An 18931-nucleotide genomic window follows, 5' to 3' on the forward strand; every position below is an offset into this window, starting at 1 on the left:
ATTCAGCTGATACTGATACCGGCTGTGGATTTCTTCATCACCACAACCAGCAAATCGCTGATGCTTGCCGTGGGATACCAGTCATTCACCAGCCACGCTGATACCGAAAACTCCAGCGTCATGTGACCGCGACCCGCTGGCATATCAATCACACCGGTATAAATCAGCGTATTATCCAGCGCGGTACGGTTATAAATTTCAGCACCGTTTTTCCGCACTATCAGACGGCATGATGAATAAATGTCATTATGCTCTCTCTCATGTCTGGCACCGCTGAATGCCACCGCCGGAATGACAATTTGCCGGTCAAAAGGCTGATCGTCATAAACCCTGACGGTAATGGTCCCTGACGGCCACCGCTCCGGTGCCCGGGAGTCACGGGGGAAAGCCTTACCCACCGTTTTAACAATATCGCCTTCAATCTGATTAGCTGACAGTTTCCCCAGAATCTGACAGTTCTCATTAATCGTGACATTATTGAGCGTCCCGGCGTTCGCATTCACACTGCCACTGATATCCGCATTTTTAGCGGTCAGCTTTCCGTCTGGTGTCAGGGAAAAGGCCGGGGGATTGCCGCCGCTGGTAATGGTGGGGGCCGTCAGGCGCTTCAGGAACACGTCGTTCATGAATATCTGATCGCCCTGACCAACAAACATCGGTTTTGTGTTGCCATTCGCAGGATTAACCATCGCAATCCTGTCCGCCGCCAGCAGCACCTGACTCTGCATGCCGTCAGGGGTGTTCTCAATACCGGCACCGATACCCGCGATATAAAGGCGTCCGTCCTGCATCTGCTGCAGCTTCACAGCCCACATGCTGTTCAGGTTATTATTTGTATCAACCTGAACCTTCTGTATCTGCTGGATCGCTGCACTCTGGTCTTCCAGTTTCTTATTGACGGTCTGTGTGATTTCATTGCTGACATCCGTAATGGACGTCCTGATTTCAGCCAGGTCAGGCGCAAGCTGACCGTTATCAATCTGCGTCCACAGCTCCTGAGCCAGGTGTGTTTTCCCTATCACTCCTTTGAAAAAATCCAGATAGCCGGAAGCATCATCACTCGGCTGACCAACAGCCTCCACGAATGCCGATTTGCCAACGGTGTTCACACTGCGGATATAAAAGTAATAATCATGGCCCGGTTTGATATTGATACTGGCGGCTATCCAGTACAGCGCCGTACCAAGATAGCGGGCTGTGGTTTCAACCTGCCTGATATCGGTAATCCGCTTTTCCGAGAACCAGAACTCAAACTGTACCGTCGGGTCATAAACCGCAAGATGCGGCGTGGCGGTTATCTGAAAATAGCCCGGCGTCAGCTCAATCCGCGACGGCGCTGCCGGTGCGGCAATCCGGAACGATACCGATGCCGGATCGCCCTGCTGCCCCCACGCATTTACCGCCCGGACTGTCAGCGTGTACCGCCCCAGCGCCAGCTGCCTGAAGCGGTATGTTGTTTCCGTCGTCCGGGCCGTGCTGACCAGCCGCTCACTGCCGTCATCCGCTGCCACGGTCAGGCGAAGCAGGAAGCTCACGCCCTTCACCACCTTCGGCGTGTCCCAGCGCGCCAGCACCTGATATTCCCCGCTGTCTGCAGTGACTTCTGCGGTCAGGTGCTGCACCGCTGGCGGCGTGACACCATTCACCGTGCCACTCTGTTCGCCGTCAAAGTGCGCCCCGTTATCCACGATGGCCTCTTTTTCCGGCACATGCTGCACGGCGGTGATGGCATACGTGCCGTCGTCGTTCTCACGGATACTCACGCAGCGGAACAGTCGCTGGCGCAGCGTCGGCAGCTTCAGCCCCCATACGCTGTATTCAGCAACACCGTCAGGAACACGGCTCACTTTTACCTTCACGCCGTCGGTGACGGACTGAACCTCCACGCTGACCGGATTGCCACTTCCGTCAACCAGGCTTATCAGCGTGGTACCGGAGGATGGCAGCGTGATTTCACGGTCGAGCGTCAGCGTCCGGGTCTGGCTGTTCACCGCCAGCACGCGACCACCGGTGCTGATACCGGCATAGTCATCATCGCAGATTTCAATGACATCGCCCGGTACATGGCGAAGCCCTTCAGCACCCACGCTGAAATCCACGGTCTGCGTCTCCAGCAGTTCCGTTTTAATCAGCCACAGCCCGGCGCGGTGTGCCTGCCCCCGGCTGGTACAGCCAAAGGCATCCATCTTCGTGACATTACGACCGTAACGGGCAATGGCCTGCGTATCTTCAACAAGCTCTGTCGCCGTCTCCCAGCCGTTGTCCGGGTCAATCCAGTTCACCTCAACGGCATTATGGCGGTCCTTCAGGGCGCTGAAGCTGTAGCGGAACGGCGCGCCATCATCCGGCATCACCACATTACTGCGGTTATAGGTCCACACCTTATCCGACGGTCGGTCCTGCACGAACGTCAGCGTCTGCCCGTTCCATACCGGCATACAGCGCATCGCCGAGCAGAAATCACTGAGCACATCCCACGCCTTGCGCTGTGTGGTCAGGTACGCATTACAGGTGATGCGCGGCTCCGTGCCACCAAAGCCGTCCGGCACTGACTGGTCGCAGTACTGGCCGATGACATACAGCGCCCATTTATCCACATCCGCCGCACCAAGACGTTTCCCCATGCCGTAGCGCGGATGGGTCAGCATATCCCACAGACACCAGGCCATGTTGTTGCTGTATGCCGGTTTAAACGTTCCGTCCCAGATACCGCTGTATTGCCGCGTCTGCGGGTTATAGTTCGACGGCACCTGCAGAATGCGCCCGCGCAGATGATAATTACGGCTCACCTGCTGACTGCCGAACTGTTCCGAGTCCACCTGTACGCCAACCAGTGCCGTGTTCGGGTAGCACTGTTTCACATCGATGATTTCAGTGTATGACGACCAGAGCGTTTTGTTCTGCAGCTGGTCTGTGGTGCTGTCCGGCGTCATCCTGCGCATCCGGATACTGAACGGGCGCGGCGGCAGGTTATCCACCACCACCGAGGCCAGATACTGTGAAGTGGTTTTACCCTTAATGGTGATGTCCTTTTCCGTCACCCAGCCACCGTTACGTTGTATCTGAACCAGCAGGCGGACTTCCGACGGATTCCTGTCACCCTTTGAGGTGGTTTCCACCAGTGCCTGTACACCGAAGGTAAAGCGCAGACGGTCGATGTTTGCAGACGTAATGGTGCGGGTGATCGGCGTGTCGTATTTCACTTCCGTACCCAGCACCGTCTCGGAGCCGGAGGATTCAAACCCCTCCGGCGGTGTCTGCTCCTGCTCACCGGCCCGGAACACCACCGTGACGCCGGAGATATTGGTATTCCCCTCACTGTCCAGCACAGGTGTACTGTTCAGCAGCACGCTTTTTAATCCATCCACCGGACCTTCAACCGGCCCTTCGCTGATGGCATCGATCACACTCAGCAGCTGCGTGGACTTCAGGTTGTCCTTCGCTTCGCGCGGGGTATGCCCCTTACTGCTGCCTTTACCCATTCCTCACGCTCCATAAACGATAAAACCGCCCGCAGGCGGTTTCACATAAAACATTTTGCATCAGCGACCAATCACCACAACCTGACCACCGTCCCCTTCGTCTGCCGTGCTGATCTCCTGAGAAACCACGCGCGACCCCACACGCATTTCACCGTACAGAACGGGCAGGACATTGCCCTGGGCAACCATGTTATCCAGTGAAGAAAAATAGGTGTTCTGTTTGCCGTTATCCGTTGTCTGTGTGCGGGGGGTTTTGGGTTTAGGGGCCAGCATCTGTGCAACACCGCCAAGCGTCATACTGGCACCGAGAGAAAACAGCAGATTACTCGCCATAATTCCTACTCCTGGCATCCATATAGCAACTGCCATAACAGCCGCCCCCAGCACTGCCTGAAAAATACCGCCACTTTTAGCACCCGCCAGACGCGGCACGATGTGGATCACGGCACCATTTTCCAGCGGCTCATTCAGACGGGCTGATAATTCGGTTTCACCTGCATCACGCCCGGCAATCCGTATCTGATACCAGCCCTCATTCAGTTTCTGACGAAACGCCGGGAGCTGTGTGGCCAGCGCCCGGATGGCTTCAGCCCCCGTTTTCACACGAAGGTCGATGCGGCGGCCAAATCGTTGCAAATCCCCGTAAAGGCAGATGCGTGCCATGCCCGGTGACGCCAGAGGGAGTGTGTGCGTCGCTGCCATTTGTCGGTATACCTCTCTCGTTTGCTCAGTTGTTCAGGAATATGGTGCAGCAGCTCGCCGTCGCCGCAGTAAATGGCAGCATGATTCGGCACCGATGAACCAAAGCTGCACAGCAGCACATCGCCCGGCTGCGCCTCTGTCAGTGCGACACGGTAAAAACCCGTTGCCTCCATATTGTCAAGATAGAGATTCTGACCGTGACGCCACCAGTCATCCTCGCGGTGAAAATCCGGCATCTCAATTCCCGCCAGATGGTAAGCGTCCCGGAACAGCGTGTAACAGTCCGTCACTCCGTGCTCAAAGCGCCGCCCGGTGAGATACGGCACACAGCGGAACTTGTGAATCACGCCCAGGCAGACCAGCCACCACGGCAAATCACTCTGCACCTGCAGCCGCCGGTCGGCCTCACTCAGCCAGGGCAGACCACCGGGGTGGCTGTGGACCAGCGCCACAATCTCACCCTGCATTTCTGCCTGCAGCCAGTCTTCCGGCGACATCCGGAAATACGCCTCCGGCTCACCGGAGATATTCACGCAGGGGAAATATCTTTCCCCCTCCGGCGTGCTTACCACGAAGCCGCACGACTCCGCTGGCGCACATCGCCGGGCGTGCGCCAGAATCGCTGATTCTGTCTGTGTCATGGGATTTACTGCGAAAGTTTGTTAATGGAAAGGAAGCCGCCAAAGTTGCCGACGTTATTGCGGAACTTACAACCGCTCAGGCATTTGCTGCATTTATCCTTCGTGATATCGGACGTTGGCTGGTCATATTCATCCGCGACAGCCGGACCGCTATAACCGCACTCGTCACCGCGATAGGTCCAGGTGCAGGTGTTGGCCAGCATGATACGTCCCGGAAAAACAGCGCCATCCGTTTCCGTCGGCGTGGACAGTACAAAGGAGGCACTCACCGCGCTCAGTTCGCTGCACTGCTCGATGCGCCAGCGGCTGATCACCTCCTGCTCCGGATCGGCGTAACTGTTTCCGTTGACGAAGTTCACCGCATCCAGAAAACGGGCGTAAACCTTACGCCGGACCACCGTTCCGCCGACCAGACTCTGCATATCTTCCGCCATCCCGGTGACCATACCGTACAGGTTAGAAACCGTCAGCGTGGGGCGCGTACTGGTGCCTTTGCCATTCAGTTCAAAACCGCTCCCCTGAATGGGATACGGCTGATACTGTCGCCCCTGCCAGGTGACCGGCTCACCTTTTTCGTTCTGCTCATTACAGAAAAAATAACGTTCTCCACCGACCTCTGTCAGGTCGATTTCCCAGAGCACCACGCTGGCCGACTGCTCCGCACGGGTGCATTCATTCAGTGTTTCCTGCCGGATATCCTGCATCAGTTCACCACCTGTTCAAACTCTGCGCTGAACTCAACACGCAGCATACTGACCCGCGACGACCATTTTGCGCAGGTCACCTTTATCTGCCGCCACTCATAAGGCGGCGTCCACAGAAAGGATTTCCAGCCCCCGTGCTCTTCCAGAAACGACTCCAGTACCGTGGCCTCCTCACGGGGGACAGAAAGCGTCACGCTGTACGTTTTCAGGTTGGCATTCAGCCCGGCAGGCGCTCGCTGAGAATAGCCATCACCAAAGCGCACCTTTCTTACAGAAGGGACCGAAGCCACATCCATACCGGGTTTCACTTTCCAGCGGAAGGTCTTCATCGTCCACCTCCGGAGAACAGGCCACCATCACGCATCTGTGTCTGAATTTCATCACGGGCACCCTTGCGGGCCATGTCATACACCGCCTTCAGAGCAGCCGGACCTATCTGCCCGTTCGTGCCGTCGTTGTTAATCACCACATGGTTATTCTGCTCAAACGTCCCGGACGCCTGCGACCGGCTGTCTGCCATGCTGCCCGGTGTACCGACATAACCGCCGGTGGCATAGCCGCGCATCAGCCGGTAAAGATTCCCCACGCCAATCCGGCTGGTTGCCTCCTTCGTGAAGACAAACTCACCACGGTGAACAATCCCCGCTGGCTCATATTTGCCGCCGGTTCCCGTAAATCCTCCGGTTGCAAAATGGAATTTCGCCGCAGCGGCCTGAATGGCTGTACCGCCTGACGCGGATGCGCCGCCACCAACAGCCCCGCCAATGGCGCTGCCGATACTCCCGACAATCCCCACCATTGCCTGCTTAAGCAGAATTTCTGTCATCATGGACAGCACGGAACGGGTGAAGCTGCGCCAGTTCTGCTCACTGCCGGTCAGCATCGCCGCCATATTCTGTGCAATACCATCAAAGGTCTGCGTGGCTGCACTTTTTACCTGCGACATACTGTCCGTGGCGCTCTCTTCCCACTCACTCCAGCCGGACTTCAGGCCTGCCATCCAGTTCCCGCGAAGCTGGTCTTCAGCCGCCCAGGTCTTTTTCTGCTCTGACATGACGTTATTCAGCGCCAGCGGATTATCGCCATACTGTTCCTTCAGGCGCTGTTCCGTGGCTTCCCGTTCTGCCTGCCGGTCAGTCAGCCCCCGGCTTTTCGCATCAATGGCGGCCCGTTTTGCCCGTTGCTGCTGTGCGAATTTATCCGCCTGCTGCGCCAGCGCGTTCAGGCGCTCCTGATACGTAACCTTGTCGCCAAGTGCAGCCAGCTGGCGTTTGTACTCCAGCGTCTCATCTTTATGCGCCAGCAGGGATTTCTCCTGTGCAGACAGCTGGCGACGTTGCGCCGCCTCCTCCAGTACCGCGAACTGACTCTCCGCCTTCCACAAATCCCGGCGCTGCTGGCTGATTTTCTCATTTGCTCCGGCATGCTTCTCCAGCGTCCGGAGTTCTGCCTGAAGCGTCAGCAGGGCAGCATGAGCACTGTCTTCCTGACGATCGCCCGCAGACACCTTCACGCCGGACTGTTTCGGCTTTTTCAGCGTCGCTTCATAATCCTTTTTCGCCGCCGCCATCAGCGTGTTGTAATCCGCCTGCAGGATTTTCCCGTCTTTCAGTGCCTTGTTCAGTTCTTCCTGACGGGCGGTATATTTCTCCAGCGGCGTCTGCAGCCGTTCGTAAGCCTTCTGCGCCTCTTCGGTATATTTCAGCCGTGACGCTTCGGTATCGCTCTGCTGCTGCGCATTTTTGTCCTGTTGAGTCTGCTGCTCAGCCTTCTTTCGGGCGGCTTCAAGCGCAAGACGGGCCTTTTCACGATCATCCCAGTAACGCGCCCGCGCTTCATCGTTAACAAAATAATCATCCTTGCGCAGATTCCAGATGTCGTCTGCTTTCTTAAACGCAGCCTCTGCCTTAATCAGCATCTCCTGCGCGGTATCAGGACGACCAATATCCAGCACCGCATCCCACATGGATTTGAATGCCCGCGCAGTCCTGTCTGCCCAGGTCTCCAGCGTGCCCATGTTCTCTTTCAGGCGGCGGGTCTGGTCATCAAACCCTTTCGTTGCGGCCTCGTTCGCCGCCTGCAATGCCCCGGCTTCATCGCCGGAACGCTGCAACTGAGCAACATACGCAATCTGCTCCGTCGTCACGTTATGGAACTGGCGTGCCATCGCCGTCAGCCCCGACGTCGGGTCTGTGGTCAGCTTCCCGAAGGCTTCAGCGACCTTGTCCACCTCCACGCCGGATGCAGAGGAGAAACGCGCCACACTCTGGCTGATGGACGCAATCTGAGCCTCACCGCTTACCCCCGCCTTAACCAGTGCGCTGAGTGACTCGCTGGTCTGGTTAAACGTCAGCCCTGCCGCCTGCCCGGCTCTGGACAGGACCAGCATACGATCTGCCGTCAGTCCCGCCTGATTGCCGGAAAGGACCAGCGTTTTGTTGAAATCGGACAGGGTTGAGTTGCCCTGATACCAGGCATACGCCAGCGCACCGGTCGCCACCGCCAGCGAGGTGGCCCCCACCATCGGCAGGGTGATCGCACCGGCAAGCCCCCTGAACATGGGGATCATCCCGCCGAAGGAGTCCTTCACCTGCCCCCCCTGTTGCAGCAGGATCAGCCACGGACTTTGCCCGCCTGCAAGCTGCGTGGCCACGTCGGTGAACTGTGCAGGCAGCATACGCATGGCGGCTTTATACTGCCCGACGGAAATCCCCGCTTTCTGTGCAGCCAGCGCCTGTCGGCTCAGCGACTGTTCAACGACTGCCGCTGTTTTTTTCGCATCACTTTCCGTACCGGAAAAATGACGCCTGACTCTGGCCATCTGCTCGTCAAATCTGGCCGCATCCAGACTCAAATCAACGACCAGATCGCCTACCGGTTCAGCCATACCGGACTCCTCCTGCGATCCCTTCTGATACTGTCATCAGCATTACGTCATCCTCCGTCATGTCCGCCACATCCGGGGAAGCGGGGATAACTTCATTCCCGTCCGGGCCAAAGCGGACACCTCCGGCAAGCCCTGCCGCTTTCTGCATCAGCACATCATCTTCAGGCTCTTCGTCAGCCTCGCGCCGGTTCAGCAGACTGAAATCCAGCGGATGCATATCCGGATCGCTGAAAAACAGGCTGAGCACGGTGTACGTCAGCCCGGAAAAGTGCATATCCAGCAGAACATCATGAAAATAATGGGTACTGTAAAAGCGGTGCCAGTCGGCATACTCCGTGGATGACATCCCGGCAAGCATGGCACGCCAGTCGGGTCGCCCCATCTCACGCGCCAGTTTCAGGGCAAAACTCAGCTCACCGTCGAACACTTTCCCGCAGAAACAGGCTCTGCGGGCCCGGCGTCCTCTGTCTGTTCAGGGGCATTATTCACCACAAACTCATACATACCAGACAGCCGGTACACCACGTTTTCAGCATGAGAAATTGCCTCCGTGGGCCAGGTGGTAAGCACTTCCTGCTCAATCTGTTTAACGGCTTCATTCATGGACGGCATCTGCGTCTTCTGCGGATGGTTATGCCACAGGGACATCGCCACCAGAAACGCGCCGGTTCTGATGGCGTCTTCCACAGTAAACTTCCGGTTGCTGTCTGACTCCGCCTGTTCTGCCTGCCGTTTCATCAGGGCGAGATGCTCAATGCGCTGCAGGGCTGACAGTTCAGAAAGCGTGACGGTCACACCGTTATGTTCAAATGATTCGGTTTTCAGGAACATCGCTGACTCTCCGGATTAACTGGCGGTGACGGTAATTTCTGCAACCGCAGCAAACTCACCATTACCGGATACAACCGGAATGTTGACCTTGCCTGCAGCAACGCCGTTCACGGTGATGGTCATACCACTGACCGACACGGTGGCTTTTGTTTTATCCGCAGACACCGCACGAAAGCTCTTGTCGGTTACGCCCTCCGGCTGGAAGGCCACGGTCAGCGTGGTGCTCTGCCCTTTCACCACCGAGGTGCTGGCAGGCGTCACGGTCATGCCGGTTGCCGCTGTTACCGTGCTGCGATCTTCTGCCATCGACGGACGTCCCACATTGGTGACTTTCACCGTGCGGGTGATCACTTCCTTCGCCGTCACCGCCTTACCGATACTGCTGACCCAGCCACGGAACACATCGACCGTGCCGTTCGGGAAGCGGATTTTATAGGCACGGGTATCGCCTTCATTAAACCACGCCAGCAGCGCCTGCTGCCCCTGCTCTCCGGGCATCCACGCCAGCGTGAAGCTGGTATCTCCGGCAGATTTCTGCCCCTGCCCGGTCGCAGTCCAGTCTGCATCTTCATCATCGAGATAGCTGTCGTCATAGGACTCAGCGGTCAGTTCGCCGGGCGTCAGGTCTTTAACTTTTGCCAGACGCGACCAGTCAACGTCTGAAAGCGGATTCGCATAAGGGTCACCGCTCCCCTTATAAACCCACAGGGTGGTCCCGGCACCTTTCACCGGCATTGTAGGATTTGGTACAGGCATAGCGTCCTCACATTTCATAGGTAATGACATAAGTCAGATCGGCTGAACTCCACAGGCCCGCATCATCGTCGCGCCGGTAGTCATAGCCGCTGGCCACCATACTGGTGATCAAATCTGACAGTGCCGGGATATCGCTCATCACCGGATAAATCCGGGACTCCATCCACGCATCCAGCTCTGAATCCGGCACCTGAGCAGGCAGGAAAACTTCGATATGCAGCTCCGCCTGCCAGGTATCGCTGTCCAGCTCTTCGCCCGTGTATTCAGCGCCGGTGAGATAAACGGCAACTGCCGGAAAATCCGCCTCATCAAAAACAGCGGGGCGACCATCAAAAAACGTCGCCCCGGTGTCATGCTTCTCCAGTGCATCCAGTACGGCTGCACGGAGTTCAGTATGTTTCATCGCTTTATTACCATCCTCAGTTGATGCTGCAGCGCATAGCCCAGCTCTTTCGGAAGACGTTCACGCCGTATCCGCTCAATATTTTGTTTAAACGCCGTGGTCAGCGGCACCGCCATCGGGATTTTCACCACATCAATGGGGTAACGGTTTTTCCCGGCCACACGCTGCATGACATGCCACCGGCCATTTTTCAGTTGCTGAATAAACGCGCCGGGAATACGACGGTTACCCACCACAAGCACGCTGCCGCCACCTTTCAGGGATGAACGCTGCCCCTTTTTACGACGCCTGCGGCGCGAAAGGACAACCCGCGCATTACCCAGCTTGATTACGGGCAAATCCCCCCGGTTAACTTTGATTCTGGCCTGCGGATTTTTGACCGTGGCCCTTTTCAGCCTGGCCCTTTCCTTTACCAGTTTCCGGCGTACCTTTGTCTCACGGGCAACCTGTGACGCCGACTGCGATATCGCGGATGAAGCAACGCGGTTAATGGCCATTGCGGCGGCACCAGGCACCGCCGTTTTGCTGATACGGCTGAGGTTTTCAACGGCCTGCTCAAGACCTTTTATGGCCATACATCCCCCTTTCAGCGGCGACGGTTAACGGCAGGCGGTACGCCCCGTCCAAGCCAGAGATGACAACTTCCGCCATCATCCGGCGAAACCCGATCTACCCAGAAATTTTCCTCACCGATGGTCAGCGTGTCTCCACGCCGCAGCTGCCGCACCTCATCAGTCCGGACAAACAGGGACGGGCTGGAGCCTTCAACGCGCACGCCCTGTCCGGCATAGCTGATATTTTCAGGGTCATCAAAAACACCACGTATCACCGCACCTGACTGCTCACCGGATGTCATGGTGGCTGACGTTCCCATGTACCCGCGTATCGTTTCATCGGCGCGGGCAATGGCAGCATCGAACAGGTTATCGAAATCAGCCACAACGCCTCCCGTTATTGCATTCTGGCCAGGCCGCGCTCTGTCATTTCGGCTGCCACACCGGCAGAGACACGAAACGCCGTTCCCGGCAGCACAAATGCCACAGGTTCATCCCGCGTGGCGTGAAGTGCATCAGTATGCAGCTTCACCAGTGCCACGACCGTGACCAGTTCAGACGTATCCAGAATCACGGTATCCGGCTGCGCTGATCCCACCTCATTTTCATGTCCGGTCAGCACATTTTCCCGGCTGAGAGGGGTGTCCTGACCGGCAGTTTCATCCGTGTCATCAAGCTCCTCTTCCAGCTCTGCCACACGGAGCGCCAGTTCTTCTTTCGTCCCCGTCAGGCTGACATCACGGTTCAGTTGTTCACCCAGCGAGCGGAGACGGGCAATCAGTTCATCTTTCGTCATGGACTCCTCCACAGAGAAACAATGGCCCCGAAGGGCCATGATTACGCCAGTTGTACGGACACGAACTCATCAGGGTCAGCCAGCAGCATCAGCGGTGCTGACTGAATCATGGTGAACTCACGCGCCGGATCGCCGGTGGTCACCCAGTTTTTCGGGTAACGGGCAGAGGCGTTAATGCCTTCGCGCTGTGCGTCCGCATCCTGAATGCAGCCATAGGTGCGCAGACCGCGTGCCTGAGTGTTCCCCAGCACCATCGTGTTGTCCGGCAGGAAGTTCTTTTTGACGCCGTTTTCCACGTACTGTCCGGAATACACGACGATGGCCACATCGCCATACATCCCCTTATAGGACACCGCTTTACCCAGGTCTTTCACCGCTGTCTCCAGCTCGGAATGAGAGCCACGACGGGTATCCAGCTTCTCCTTGACGGCTTTGAAGGAACGGAACAGCGCCCAGCCTTTCGGATCGAACACGATGATATTCACCACACCGCTGGCGTTCAGCGCGTAGGCTTCGATATCGTCGGTCGGGTCATACGTGGACTTGTCACGCTTGCTCCACTCCGTGCCGCCGGACTGCGTGATGTTATTCTCCTCACTGCGGCCCATATCCACCTCAACCGGATCGAAGGCTTCACCGGTCATGGTGTATTTGCCCTTAAGCACGGCAGAAACTGCCTGCATCTCTTCGACCTGAGCAATAGCCAGCTCTTCGTCACGCATGTTCTGCATGATGATGCGACGGCGGCGGTAAGCCGGGTCCGCCAGATTCTGCGGATCTTCATCCGGCAGGCGACGCAGGGTCATCTGCGGATTCACTTCATGCTTCGGCTTGACATATCCCGGCGTAAATTCAGAGGTGGAGCCGCCACGGGAACGGATAACCTCACCGGAAACAATCGGCGAAACGTACAGCGCCATGTTTACCAGTCCCGGAATTTGTGAGAGATAGACTTTCTCCGTGGTGAAGGGATAGCTCTCACGGAAAAAGAGACGCAGAAACAGCGGATCAAACTTAAATTTCTGCTCATTTGCCGCCAGCAGTTGGGCGGTTGTGTACATCGACATAAAAAAATCCCGTAAAAAAAGCCGCACAGGCGGCCTTTAGTGATGAAGGGTAAAGTTAAACGATGCTGATTGCCGTTCCGGCAAACGCGGTCCGTTTTTTCGTCTCGTCGCTGGCAGCCTCCGGCCAGAGCACATCCTCATAACGGAACGTGCCGGACTTGTAGAACGTCAGCGTGGTGCTGGTCTGGTCAGCAGCAACCGCAAGAATGCCAACGGCAGCACCGTCGGTGGTGCCATCCCACGCAACCAGCTTACGGCTGGAGGTGTCCAGCATCAGCGGGGTCATTGCAGGCGCTTTCGCACTCAATCCGCCGGGCGCGGTTGCGGTATGAGCCGGGTCACTGTTGCCCTGCGGCTGGTAATGGGTAAAGGTTTCTTTGCTCGTCATAAACATCCCTTACACTGGTGTGTTCAGCAAATCGTTAACGGCATCAGATGCCGGGTTACCTGCAGCCAGCGGCGCCGGTGCCCCCTGCATCAGACGATCCAGCGCAGTGTCACTGCGCGCCTGTGCACTCTGTGGTGCTGCGGCCAGAATACGGCGGGCCGTTTCCACGGTCATACCGGGGGTTTCGGCCAGCACGCATGCCTGTTCTTCGCGTCCGTGAGCCTCCTCACAGTTGAGGATCCCCATAATGCGACTGTTTTCTGCCGCAACCGCTGCGGTGATCTGCGCGTTCACGTCCGGCTGCGCAGCGCTGGCGTTCTCGCCCTCCGTCGCTTGCACCACGCCAGTAACGTCAGCCTGCGAAGCAGTGGCTGAAACAGTTGTTGATTGAGTCTCTTTGGTCATTCGCCCTCCTGAGAGACGGGATTTACGTGTATCCAGTGCATCACGCATGACGGTGATCGCATCGGTACTGTTAACAAGTTCATCAGCCAGTCCGGCATCAATGGCCTCCTGACCGCTGTACACTGCAGCCTCGGTATCCAGCACAGCCTGCACGGACAGGCCGGTATATGCCGACACTTTCTGCGCAAACATCTGGCGGGTTGCATCCATCCGGGACTGCAGTGTTTCCCGGACGTCATCCGGAAGATGGCTGTAGGGGTTGCCATCCACCTTATGGCTGCCGCTGTAAATCAGCGTGATTTCCACGCCCTGTTTCTCCAGCGCTGCACCGTAATTGCTGTGAGCCATCATGACGCCGATGGAGCCTGTCCGGGCGGTCTGCGTGACCAGACGCCGGGAAGCGGCACTGGCAAGCAACTGACCTGCACTGCAGTTCATGTCGTTGGCAAGCGCCCATACCGGTTTTATGTCACGCACACGGGCGATGATGTCAGCGCAGTCAAATGCCCCCGCCACCATCCCGCCGGGCGTGTCCATATCGAGCAGAATGCCGTCCACCATCGGATCGCTGGCAGCCTGTTGCAGACGGGCGATAATGCCGTTGTAACCGGTCATCCCCGAATACGGCTGCAGCGCCCGCGTCCGGCTGACCAGCGTGCCGGAAACCGGCAGCACGGCGATGCCGTTCATGACCTGATAACTGCGGGCCTGTCGTGGTCCGTCATCATCACCGGATAACGCCAGCGTCGCGGGTGTCTCCGGGGCAGTCAGGCTGTCACCGGACACCGCATCTGTCAGGCGGCTGATCCCAAGCTGGCCTGCTAGCGCACAAAAGAAAACCCGCGCATAGGCGGGTTCAAGCATCAGCGGCTCATTAAAGGCCATGCTGGCAATATGCGGGAGATTACGCAGCTCTGCTGTCACTCTTCTCCTCCTCTGTTGATTGTCGCAGCCCGGATTCAAATGCCGCAGCCGCCCAGGCTGGCGGTTTAAGACCGGCTGCGCGGCGCTCCATCGTTTCACGGACCTGCTGGGCAAAAATTTCCTGATAGTCGTCACCGCGTTTTGCGCACTCTTTCTCGTAGGTGCTCAGTCCGGCTTCTATCAGCATCACCGCTTCCTGTACTTCTTTCAGACCATCGATGGCCATACGACCGGAGCCTATCCAGTCACAGTTCCCCCAGGCACTGCGGGCTTCCTGAAAACTGAAGCGCGCTTTTGAAGGTAACGTCACCACGCGGCGAACGATGGCCTCTTCCAGCCAGCACAGAAACATCTGGCTCGCCTGACGGGATGCGACGAATTTTCGCCGCCCCATAAAGTGCGCCCACGACTCGTTCGCGCTGGCCCGTGCCGTGGAGTAGCTCATCTGAGCGTAATTCCGGGAAAGCTGCTCATACGAGACACCCAGCCCGGCAGCGATATACCGCAGCAGTGACTGCTCAAACACGGAGTAGCCGTTATCCGTGTCCTGAGCCGTCTGCAGGTTCAGTGAGTCACCCGGCATCAGGTGCGGCACTTTTGCGCCTCCCAGCCGGACCGGTGCTGCGGCGTAATACGCGGCAATTTCACCAATCCAGCCGGTCAGCTTGTCCCGCTGCTCCTTACTGTTCGCGCCCAGAATAAAATCCATCGCTGACTGCGTATCCAGCTCACTCTCAATGGTGGCGGCATACATCGCCTTCACAATGGCGCTCTGCAGCTGCGTGTTCTGCAGCGTGTCGAGCATCTTCATCTGCTCCATCACGCTGTAAAACACATTTGCACCGCGGGTCTGCCCGTCCTCCACGGGTTCAAAAACGTGAATGAACGAGGCGCGCCCGCCGGGTAACTCACGGGGTATCCATGTCCATTTCTGCGGCATCCAGCCAGGATAGCCGTCCTCGCTGACGTAATATCCCAGCGCCGCACCACTGTCATTAATCTGCACACCGGCACGGCAGTTCCGGCTGTCGCCGGTATTGTTCGGGTTGCTGATGCGCTTCGGGCTGACCATCCGGAACTGTGTCCGGAACAGTCGCGAGGGACTGGTATCCCAGGTGGCCTGAACGAACAGTTCACCGTTAAAGGCGTGCATGGCCACACCTTCCCGAATCATCATGGTAAACGTGCGTTTTCGCTCAACGTCAATGCAGCAACAGTCATCTTCGGCAAACTCTTTCCATGCCGCTTCAACCTCGCGGGAAAAGGCACGGGCTTCTTCCTCCCCGATGCCCAGATAGCGCCAGCTTGGGCGATGACTGAGCCGGAAAAAAGACCCGACGATATGATCCTGATGCAGCTGGATGGCGTTGGCGGCATAGCCGTTATTGCGTACCAGATCGTCTGCGCGGGCATTGCCACGGGTAAAGTTGGGCAGCAGGGCTGCATCCACACTTTCACTCGGTGGGTTCCACGCCCGCAACTGCCCACCAAATCCGCTGCCACCGCCGTGATAACCGGCATATTCACGCAGCGATGTCATGCCGTCCGGCCCCAGAAGGGTGGGAATGGTGGACGTTTTCATACATAAAATCCTGCAGGTCCCCTGCGTCGCTGTGTCATGCCGGTCTGCACTTCCAGCTCCGCAATGTATTTTTTCAGGTCAGACACGGAAGTGGCCGTAAACTCCACTCTCCGTCCGTCTTTCTGTACCGTTGCCACCCGTTTACCTGTCATCAGGTCATGCAGTGCCGCACGGGCAGCGGCAAGTTCTTCCTGTCGCGTCATTCATCCTCTCCGGATAAGGCACGGGCGTAATCTGCCAGTGTTTTCTTGTTGGTTGCTGCACCATCCTCTTCCTGCAGGCTCGCCAGCAGTGCACTGAGATCCAGCTGCCAGCGGGAAATACTGATGCGCAGCGCCGCCAGCGCATAAACGAAGCAGTCGAGTGCCTCATTGCGTCGCTTTTTACTGTCCCACAGTATTTTTTTCCTGCCATCCACCCATTTTTCGACCTGCTCTTCAGCCGTCAGCTGCTGCGCTTCGGTCAGATCAAAAATATCCGGGTTATTCGGGAAGTGAACGGCACCGGGAAGCGGTTCATCCCCTTCCGGCGTCAGTGTGAAGCGGTTATAAATCTGCTCTTTCGCGGTATCCGTACCGATTTCGGTAAGGTAAACCCCGTTTTTGTTTCGCTTACGAGGCATGCTGGCCACCGGCTTACCGTAGACGGATGCCCCTTTAATGGGGATCACCCGGAACAGCCCATGCTTTTTCGAGCGTTCATACACAATGGTCGGGTCAATCCCGCCAGTATCCCAGCAGATACGGGATATCGACATTTCTGCACCATTCCGGCGGATATAGGTTTTATTGATGGCCTCATCCACACGCAGCAGCGTCTGTTCATCATCGTGGCGGCCCATAATAATCTGCCGGTCAATCAGCCAGCTTTCCTCACCCGGCCCCCATCCCCATACGCGCATTTCGTAGCGATCCAGCTGGGAGTCGATACCGGCAGTCAGGTAAGCCACACGGTCAGGAACGGGCGCTGAATAATGCTCTTTCCGCTCTGCCATCACTTCAGCATCCGGACGTTCACCGATTTTCGCTTCCCATGTCTCACCGAGCGTGGTGTTCACGAAGGTTTTACGTTTTCCCGTATCCCCTTTCGTTTTCATCCAGTCTTTGACAATCTGCACCCAGGTGGTGAACGGGCTGTACGCCGTCCAGATGTGAAAGGTCACGCTGTCCGGCGGCTCAATCTCTTCACCGGATGACGAAAACCAGAGAATGCCATCACGGGTCCAGATCCCGGTCTTTTCGCAGATATAACGGGCATCAGTGAAGTCCAGCTCCTGCTGGCGGATGACGCAGGCATTATGTTCGCAGAGATAAAACACGCTGGAGGGATCATCCGGCGTCCATTTGAGGCCAAACGGCGTCTCTTTATCGCCAAATTTAAGGTACTGCTCCTCCCCGCAGTGCGGGCAGGCAACATGAAAACGCATAAAATGCGGGGATTCACTGGCTGCACGCTCAATCTGGCAGGTGCCTCTCACTTTGGGCGTGGAGCCACGGATGGACTTTGGCCAGACCGAGCCTTCAATACGTTTGTCACCCAGGAACGTCGGAGAGCCTTCCTGTTCAATATCCTCATCAAAGGCAGCAAGTTCATCATAACCCGCCACATCCACCGACTTTTCACGGTAGTTTTTTGCCGCTTTACCGCCCAGGCACCAGAAACCACGCCCATTGGTGAAACGCTTCATGGTGAGCGTGTTATCCCGGTGCTTTTTGCCATACCACGGGGCCAGCGCCAGCAGCGACGGAATATCGCGGATGGTCGGCTCAACGTGGGTTTTCATAAAGTTCTCGGCATCACCATCCGTCGGCAACCAGATAAGGGTGTTGCGCTGCTTATGCTCTATAAAGTAGGCATAAACACCCAGCAGCATTTTGGAATAACCGACACGGGCAGACTTCACCACATTCACCTCACGGATGTAGTCGCTGCCCATCGCATTCATGATGGCCCGCTGAAAGGGCAGTGTTTCCCAGCGCCCTTCCTGGTATGCGGATTCTTTCGGGAGATAGTAATTGGCATCCGCCCATTCAACGGCGGTCTGTGGCTCCGGCCTGAACAGTGAGCGAAGCCCGGCGCGGACAAAATGCCGCAGCCTGTTAACCTGACTGTTCGATATATTCACTCAGCAACCCCGGTATCAGTTCATCCAGCGCGGCTGCTTTGTTCATGGCTTTGATGATATCCCGTTTCAGGAAATCAACATGTCGGTTTTCCAGTTCCGGAAAACGCCGCTGCACCGACAGGGGGATCCCGTCGAGAATACTGGCAATTTCACCTGCGATCCGCGACAACACGAAAGTACAGAATGCGGTTTCCACCACTTCAGCGGAGTCTCTGGCATTCTTCAGTTCCTGTGCGTCGGCCTGCGCACGCGTAAGTCGATGGCGTTCGTACTCAATAGTCCCTGGCTGGAGATCTGCCTCGCTGGCCTGCCGCAGTTCTTCAACCTCCAGGCGCAGCTTTTCGTTCTCAATTTCAGCATCCCTTTCGGCATACCATTTTATGACGGCGGCAGAGTCATAAAGCACCTCATTACCCTTGCCACCGCCTCGCAGAACGGGCATTCCCTGTTCCTGCCAGTTCTGAATGGTACGGATACTCGCACCGAAAATGTCAGCCAGCTGCTTTTTGTTGACTTCCATTGTTCATTCCACGGCCAAAAACAGAGAAAGGAAACGACAAAGGCCCAAAAGCTCGTTTTCAGCACCTGTCGTTTCCTTTCTTTTCAGGGGGTATTTTAAATAAAAACATTAAGTTACGACGAAGAAGAACGGAAACACCTTAAACCGGAAAATTTTCATAAATA

Annotated in this window: 20 protein-coding genes; all 20 read right to left on the bottom strand. The window is 56.9% G+C overall.

Features of this window, described 5'->3' with window-relative positions:
• Positions 1 to 2: 2 nt before the first annotated feature.
• The 20 genes from gpJ to QUE74_RS10300 are packed head-to-tail and all read right to left on the bottom strand — an operon-like array spanning position 3 to position 18767.
• Positions 3 to 3482, bottom strand: a complete 3480-nt coding sequence (gene gpJ / locus QUE74_RS10205; protein ID WP_086251841.1) for a phage attachment tail tip protein J — start codon at positions 3480 to 3482, stop codon at positions 3 to 5.
• Between the two features lie 60 nt (positions 3483 to 3542).
• Positions 3543 to 4118, bottom strand: a complete 576-nt coding sequence (locus QUE74_RS10210; protein ID WP_230004173.1) for a tail assembly protein — start codon at positions 4116 to 4118, stop codon at positions 3543 to 3545.
• Entirely contained in the window at positions 4082 to 4825 is a 744-nt protein-coding gene (locus QUE74_RS10215; protein ID WP_086167030.1) for a C40 family peptidase, read from the bottom strand. The genes QUE74_RS10210 and QUE74_RS10215 overlap by 37 nt, the downstream gene beginning before the upstream one ends.
• A 5-nt stretch (positions 4826 to 4830) precedes the next feature.
• Positions 4831 to 5529, bottom strand: a complete 699-nt coding sequence (locus tag QUE74_RS10220; protein ID WP_001152639.1) for a phage minor tail protein L — start codon at positions 5527 to 5529, stop codon at positions 4831 to 4833.
• A complete protein-coding gene (locus QUE74_RS10225) occupies positions 5529 to 5858 on the bottom strand; it encodes a phage tail protein (protein ID WP_000847379.1) in 330 nt (109 codons plus the stop codon). Before QUE74_RS10225 ends, QUE74_RS10220 begins: the two co-directional genes overlap by 1 nt.
• Positions 5855 to 8416: a phage tail tape measure protein gene (locus QUE74_RS10230; RefSeq protein WP_000840244.1), complete on the bottom strand. Its 2562-nt coding sequence runs from the start codon at positions 8414 to 8416 to the stop codon at positions 5855 to 5857. The genes QUE74_RS10225 and QUE74_RS10230 overlap by 4 nt, the downstream gene beginning before the upstream one ends.
• Positions 8409 to 8843, bottom strand: coding sequence for a phage tail assembly protein T (locus QUE74_RS10235; protein ID WP_000459457.1), 435 nt, complete (start codon positions 8841 to 8843; stop codon positions 8409 to 8411). Before QUE74_RS10235 ends, QUE74_RS10230 begins: the two co-directional genes overlap by 8 nt.
• Positions 8825 to 9247 carry a phage tail assembly chaperone G gene (gene gpG / locus QUE74_RS10240; RefSeq protein WP_000479153.1) on the bottom strand — a complete coding sequence of 141 codons (423 nt, stop codon included), beginning with the start codon at positions 9245 to 9247 and terminating at the stop codon, positions 8825 to 8827. The genes QUE74_RS10235 and gpG overlap by 19 nt, the downstream gene beginning before the upstream one ends.
• Before the next feature lie 15 nt (positions 9248 to 9262).
• On the bottom strand, positions 9263 to 10003 hold the full coding sequence (locus QUE74_RS10245; protein ID WP_001349920.1) for a phage tail protein: 741 nt from the start codon (positions 10001 to 10003) through the stop codon (positions 9263 to 9265).
• 7 nt (positions 10004 to 10010) lie between these two features.
• The gene (locus QUE74_RS10250; RefSeq protein WP_000683105.1) at positions 10011 to 10406 is read right to left on the bottom strand and encodes a phage minor tail U family protein; all 396 of its coding nucleotides are present in this window, start codon (positions 10404 to 10406) and stop codon (positions 10011 to 10013) included.
• Complete coding sequence (locus QUE74_RS10255) at positions 10403 to 10981, bottom strand: phage tail protein (protein WP_000975070.1); 579 nt, start codon at positions 10979 to 10981, stop codon at positions 10403 to 10405. Before QUE74_RS10255 ends, QUE74_RS10250 begins: the two co-directional genes overlap by 4 nt.
• Positions 10982 to 10992: 11 nt before the next feature.
• A complete protein-coding gene (locus QUE74_RS10260) occupies positions 10993 to 11346 on the bottom strand; it encodes a head-tail joining protein (RefSeq protein WP_000753007.1) in 354 nt (117 codons plus the stop codon).
• An 11-nt stretch (positions 11347 to 11357) separates the two neighbouring features.
• Positions 11358 to 11756, bottom strand: coding sequence for a DNA-packaging protein FI (locus tag QUE74_RS10265; protein ID WP_000158905.1), 399 nt, complete (start codon positions 11754 to 11756; stop codon positions 11358 to 11360).
• A gap of 41 nt (positions 11757 to 11797) precedes the next feature.
• Complete coding sequence (locus QUE74_RS10270; RefSeq protein ID WP_000063277.1) at positions 11798 to 12823, bottom strand: major capsid protein; 1026 nt, start codon at positions 12821 to 12823, stop codon at positions 11798 to 11800.
• A gap of 55 nt (positions 12824 to 12878) precedes the next feature.
• A complete protein-coding gene (locus QUE74_RS10275; RefSeq protein WP_001297109.1) occupies positions 12879 to 13211 on the bottom strand; it encodes a head decoration protein in 333 nt (110 codons plus the stop codon).
• Between the two features lie 9 nt (positions 13212 to 13220).
• Complete coding sequence (locus tag QUE74_RS10280) at positions 13221 to 14540, bottom strand: S49 family peptidase (RefSeq protein ID WP_000123298.1); 1320 nt, start codon at positions 14538 to 14540, stop codon at positions 13221 to 13223.
• On the bottom strand, positions 14521 to 16122 hold the full coding sequence (locus QUE74_RS10285; RefSeq protein ID WP_042110164.1) for a phage portal protein: 1602 nt from the start codon (positions 16120 to 16122) through the stop codon (positions 14521 to 14523). The genes QUE74_RS10280 and QUE74_RS10285 overlap by 20 nt, the downstream gene beginning before the upstream one ends.
• Positions 16119 to 16325: a phage head-tail joining protein gene (locus QUE74_RS10290; RefSeq protein WP_000198149.1), complete on the bottom strand. Its 207-nt coding sequence runs from the start codon at positions 16323 to 16325 to the stop codon at positions 16119 to 16121. Before QUE74_RS10290 ends, QUE74_RS10285 begins: the two co-directional genes overlap by 4 nt.
• Positions 16322 to 18247, bottom strand: a complete 1926-nt coding sequence (locus tag QUE74_RS10295; protein WP_266197978.1) for a phage terminase large subunit family protein — start codon at positions 18245 to 18247, stop codon at positions 16322 to 16324. Before QUE74_RS10295 ends, QUE74_RS10290 begins: the two co-directional genes overlap by 4 nt.
• Positions 18222 to 18767, bottom strand: coding sequence for a DNA-packaging protein (locus QUE74_RS10300; RefSeq protein WP_096965164.1), 546 nt, complete (start codon positions 18765 to 18767; stop codon positions 18222 to 18224). The genes QUE74_RS10295 and QUE74_RS10300 overlap by 26 nt, the downstream gene beginning before the upstream one ends.
• Positions 18768 to 18931 lie beyond the last annotated feature (164 nt).

The organism is Escherichia sp. 10290 (assembly GCF_030295155.1).
GTDB classification, from domain to species: domain Bacteria; phylum Pseudomonadota; class Gammaproteobacteria; order Enterobacterales; family Enterobacteriaceae; genus Escherichia; species Escherichia coli_F.

Bases quoted from the DNA above. Each gene is read 5' to 3' on its own strand.
- QUE74_RS10265 (WP_000158905.1), bottom strand. From the start codon at position 11,756: ATGACGAAAGATGAACTGATTGCCCGTCTCCGCTCGCTGGGTGAACAA.
- QUE74_RS10290 (WP_000198149.1), bottom strand. From the start codon at position 16,325: ATGACGCGACAGGAAGAACTTGCCGCTGCCCGTGCGGCACTGCATGAC.
- QUE74_RS10255 (WP_000975070.1), bottom strand. From the start codon at position 10,981: ATGGCCATAAAAGGTCTTGAGCAGGCCGTTGAAAACCTCAGCCGTATC.
- QUE74_RS10230 (WP_000840244.1), bottom strand. From the start codon at position 8,416: ATGGCTGAACCGGTAGGCGATCTGGTCGTTGATTTGAGTCTGGATGCG.
- gpJ (WP_086251841.1), bottom strand. From the start codon at position 3,482: ATGGGTAAAGGCAGCAGTAAGGGGCATACCCCGCGCGAAGCGAAGGAC.
- QUE74_RS10275 (WP_001297109.1), bottom strand. From the start codon at position 13,211: ATGACGAGCAAAGAAACCTTTACCCATTACCAGCCGCAGGGCAACAGT.
- QUE74_RS10270 (WP_000063277.1), bottom strand. From the start codon at position 12,823: ATGTCGATGTACACAACCGCCCAACTGCTGGCGGCAAATGAGCAGAAA.
- QUE74_RS10250 (WP_000683105.1), bottom strand. From the start codon at position 10,406: ATGAAACATACTGAACTCCGTGCAGCCGTACTGGATGCACTGGAGAAG.
- QUE74_RS10220 (WP_001152639.1), bottom strand. From the start codon at position 5,529: ATGCAGGATATCCGGCAGGAAACACTGAATGAATGCACCCGTGCGGAG.
- QUE74_RS10285 (WP_042110164.1), bottom strand. From the start codon at position 16,122: ATGAAAACGTCCACCATTCCCACCCTTCTGGGGCCGGACGGCATGACA.
- QUE74_RS10225 (WP_000847379.1), bottom strand. From the start codon at position 5,858: ATGAAGACCTTCCGCTGGAAAGTGAAACCCGGTATGGATGTGGCTTCG.
- QUE74_RS10300 (WP_096965164.1), bottom strand. From the start codon at position 18,767: ATGGAAGTCAACAAAAAGCAGCTGGCTGACATTTTCGGTGCGAGTATC.
- QUE74_RS10245 (WP_001349920.1), bottom strand. From the start codon at position 10,003: ATGCCTGTACCAAATCCTACAATGCCGGTGAAAGGTGCCGGGACCACC.
- QUE74_RS10215 (WP_086167030.1), bottom strand. From the start codon at position 4,825: ATGACACAGACAGAATCAGCGATTCTGGCGCACGCCCGGCGATGTGCG.
- gpG (WP_000479153.1), bottom strand. From the start codon at position 9,247: ATGTTCCTGAAAACCGAATCATTTGAACATAACGGTGTGACCGTCACG.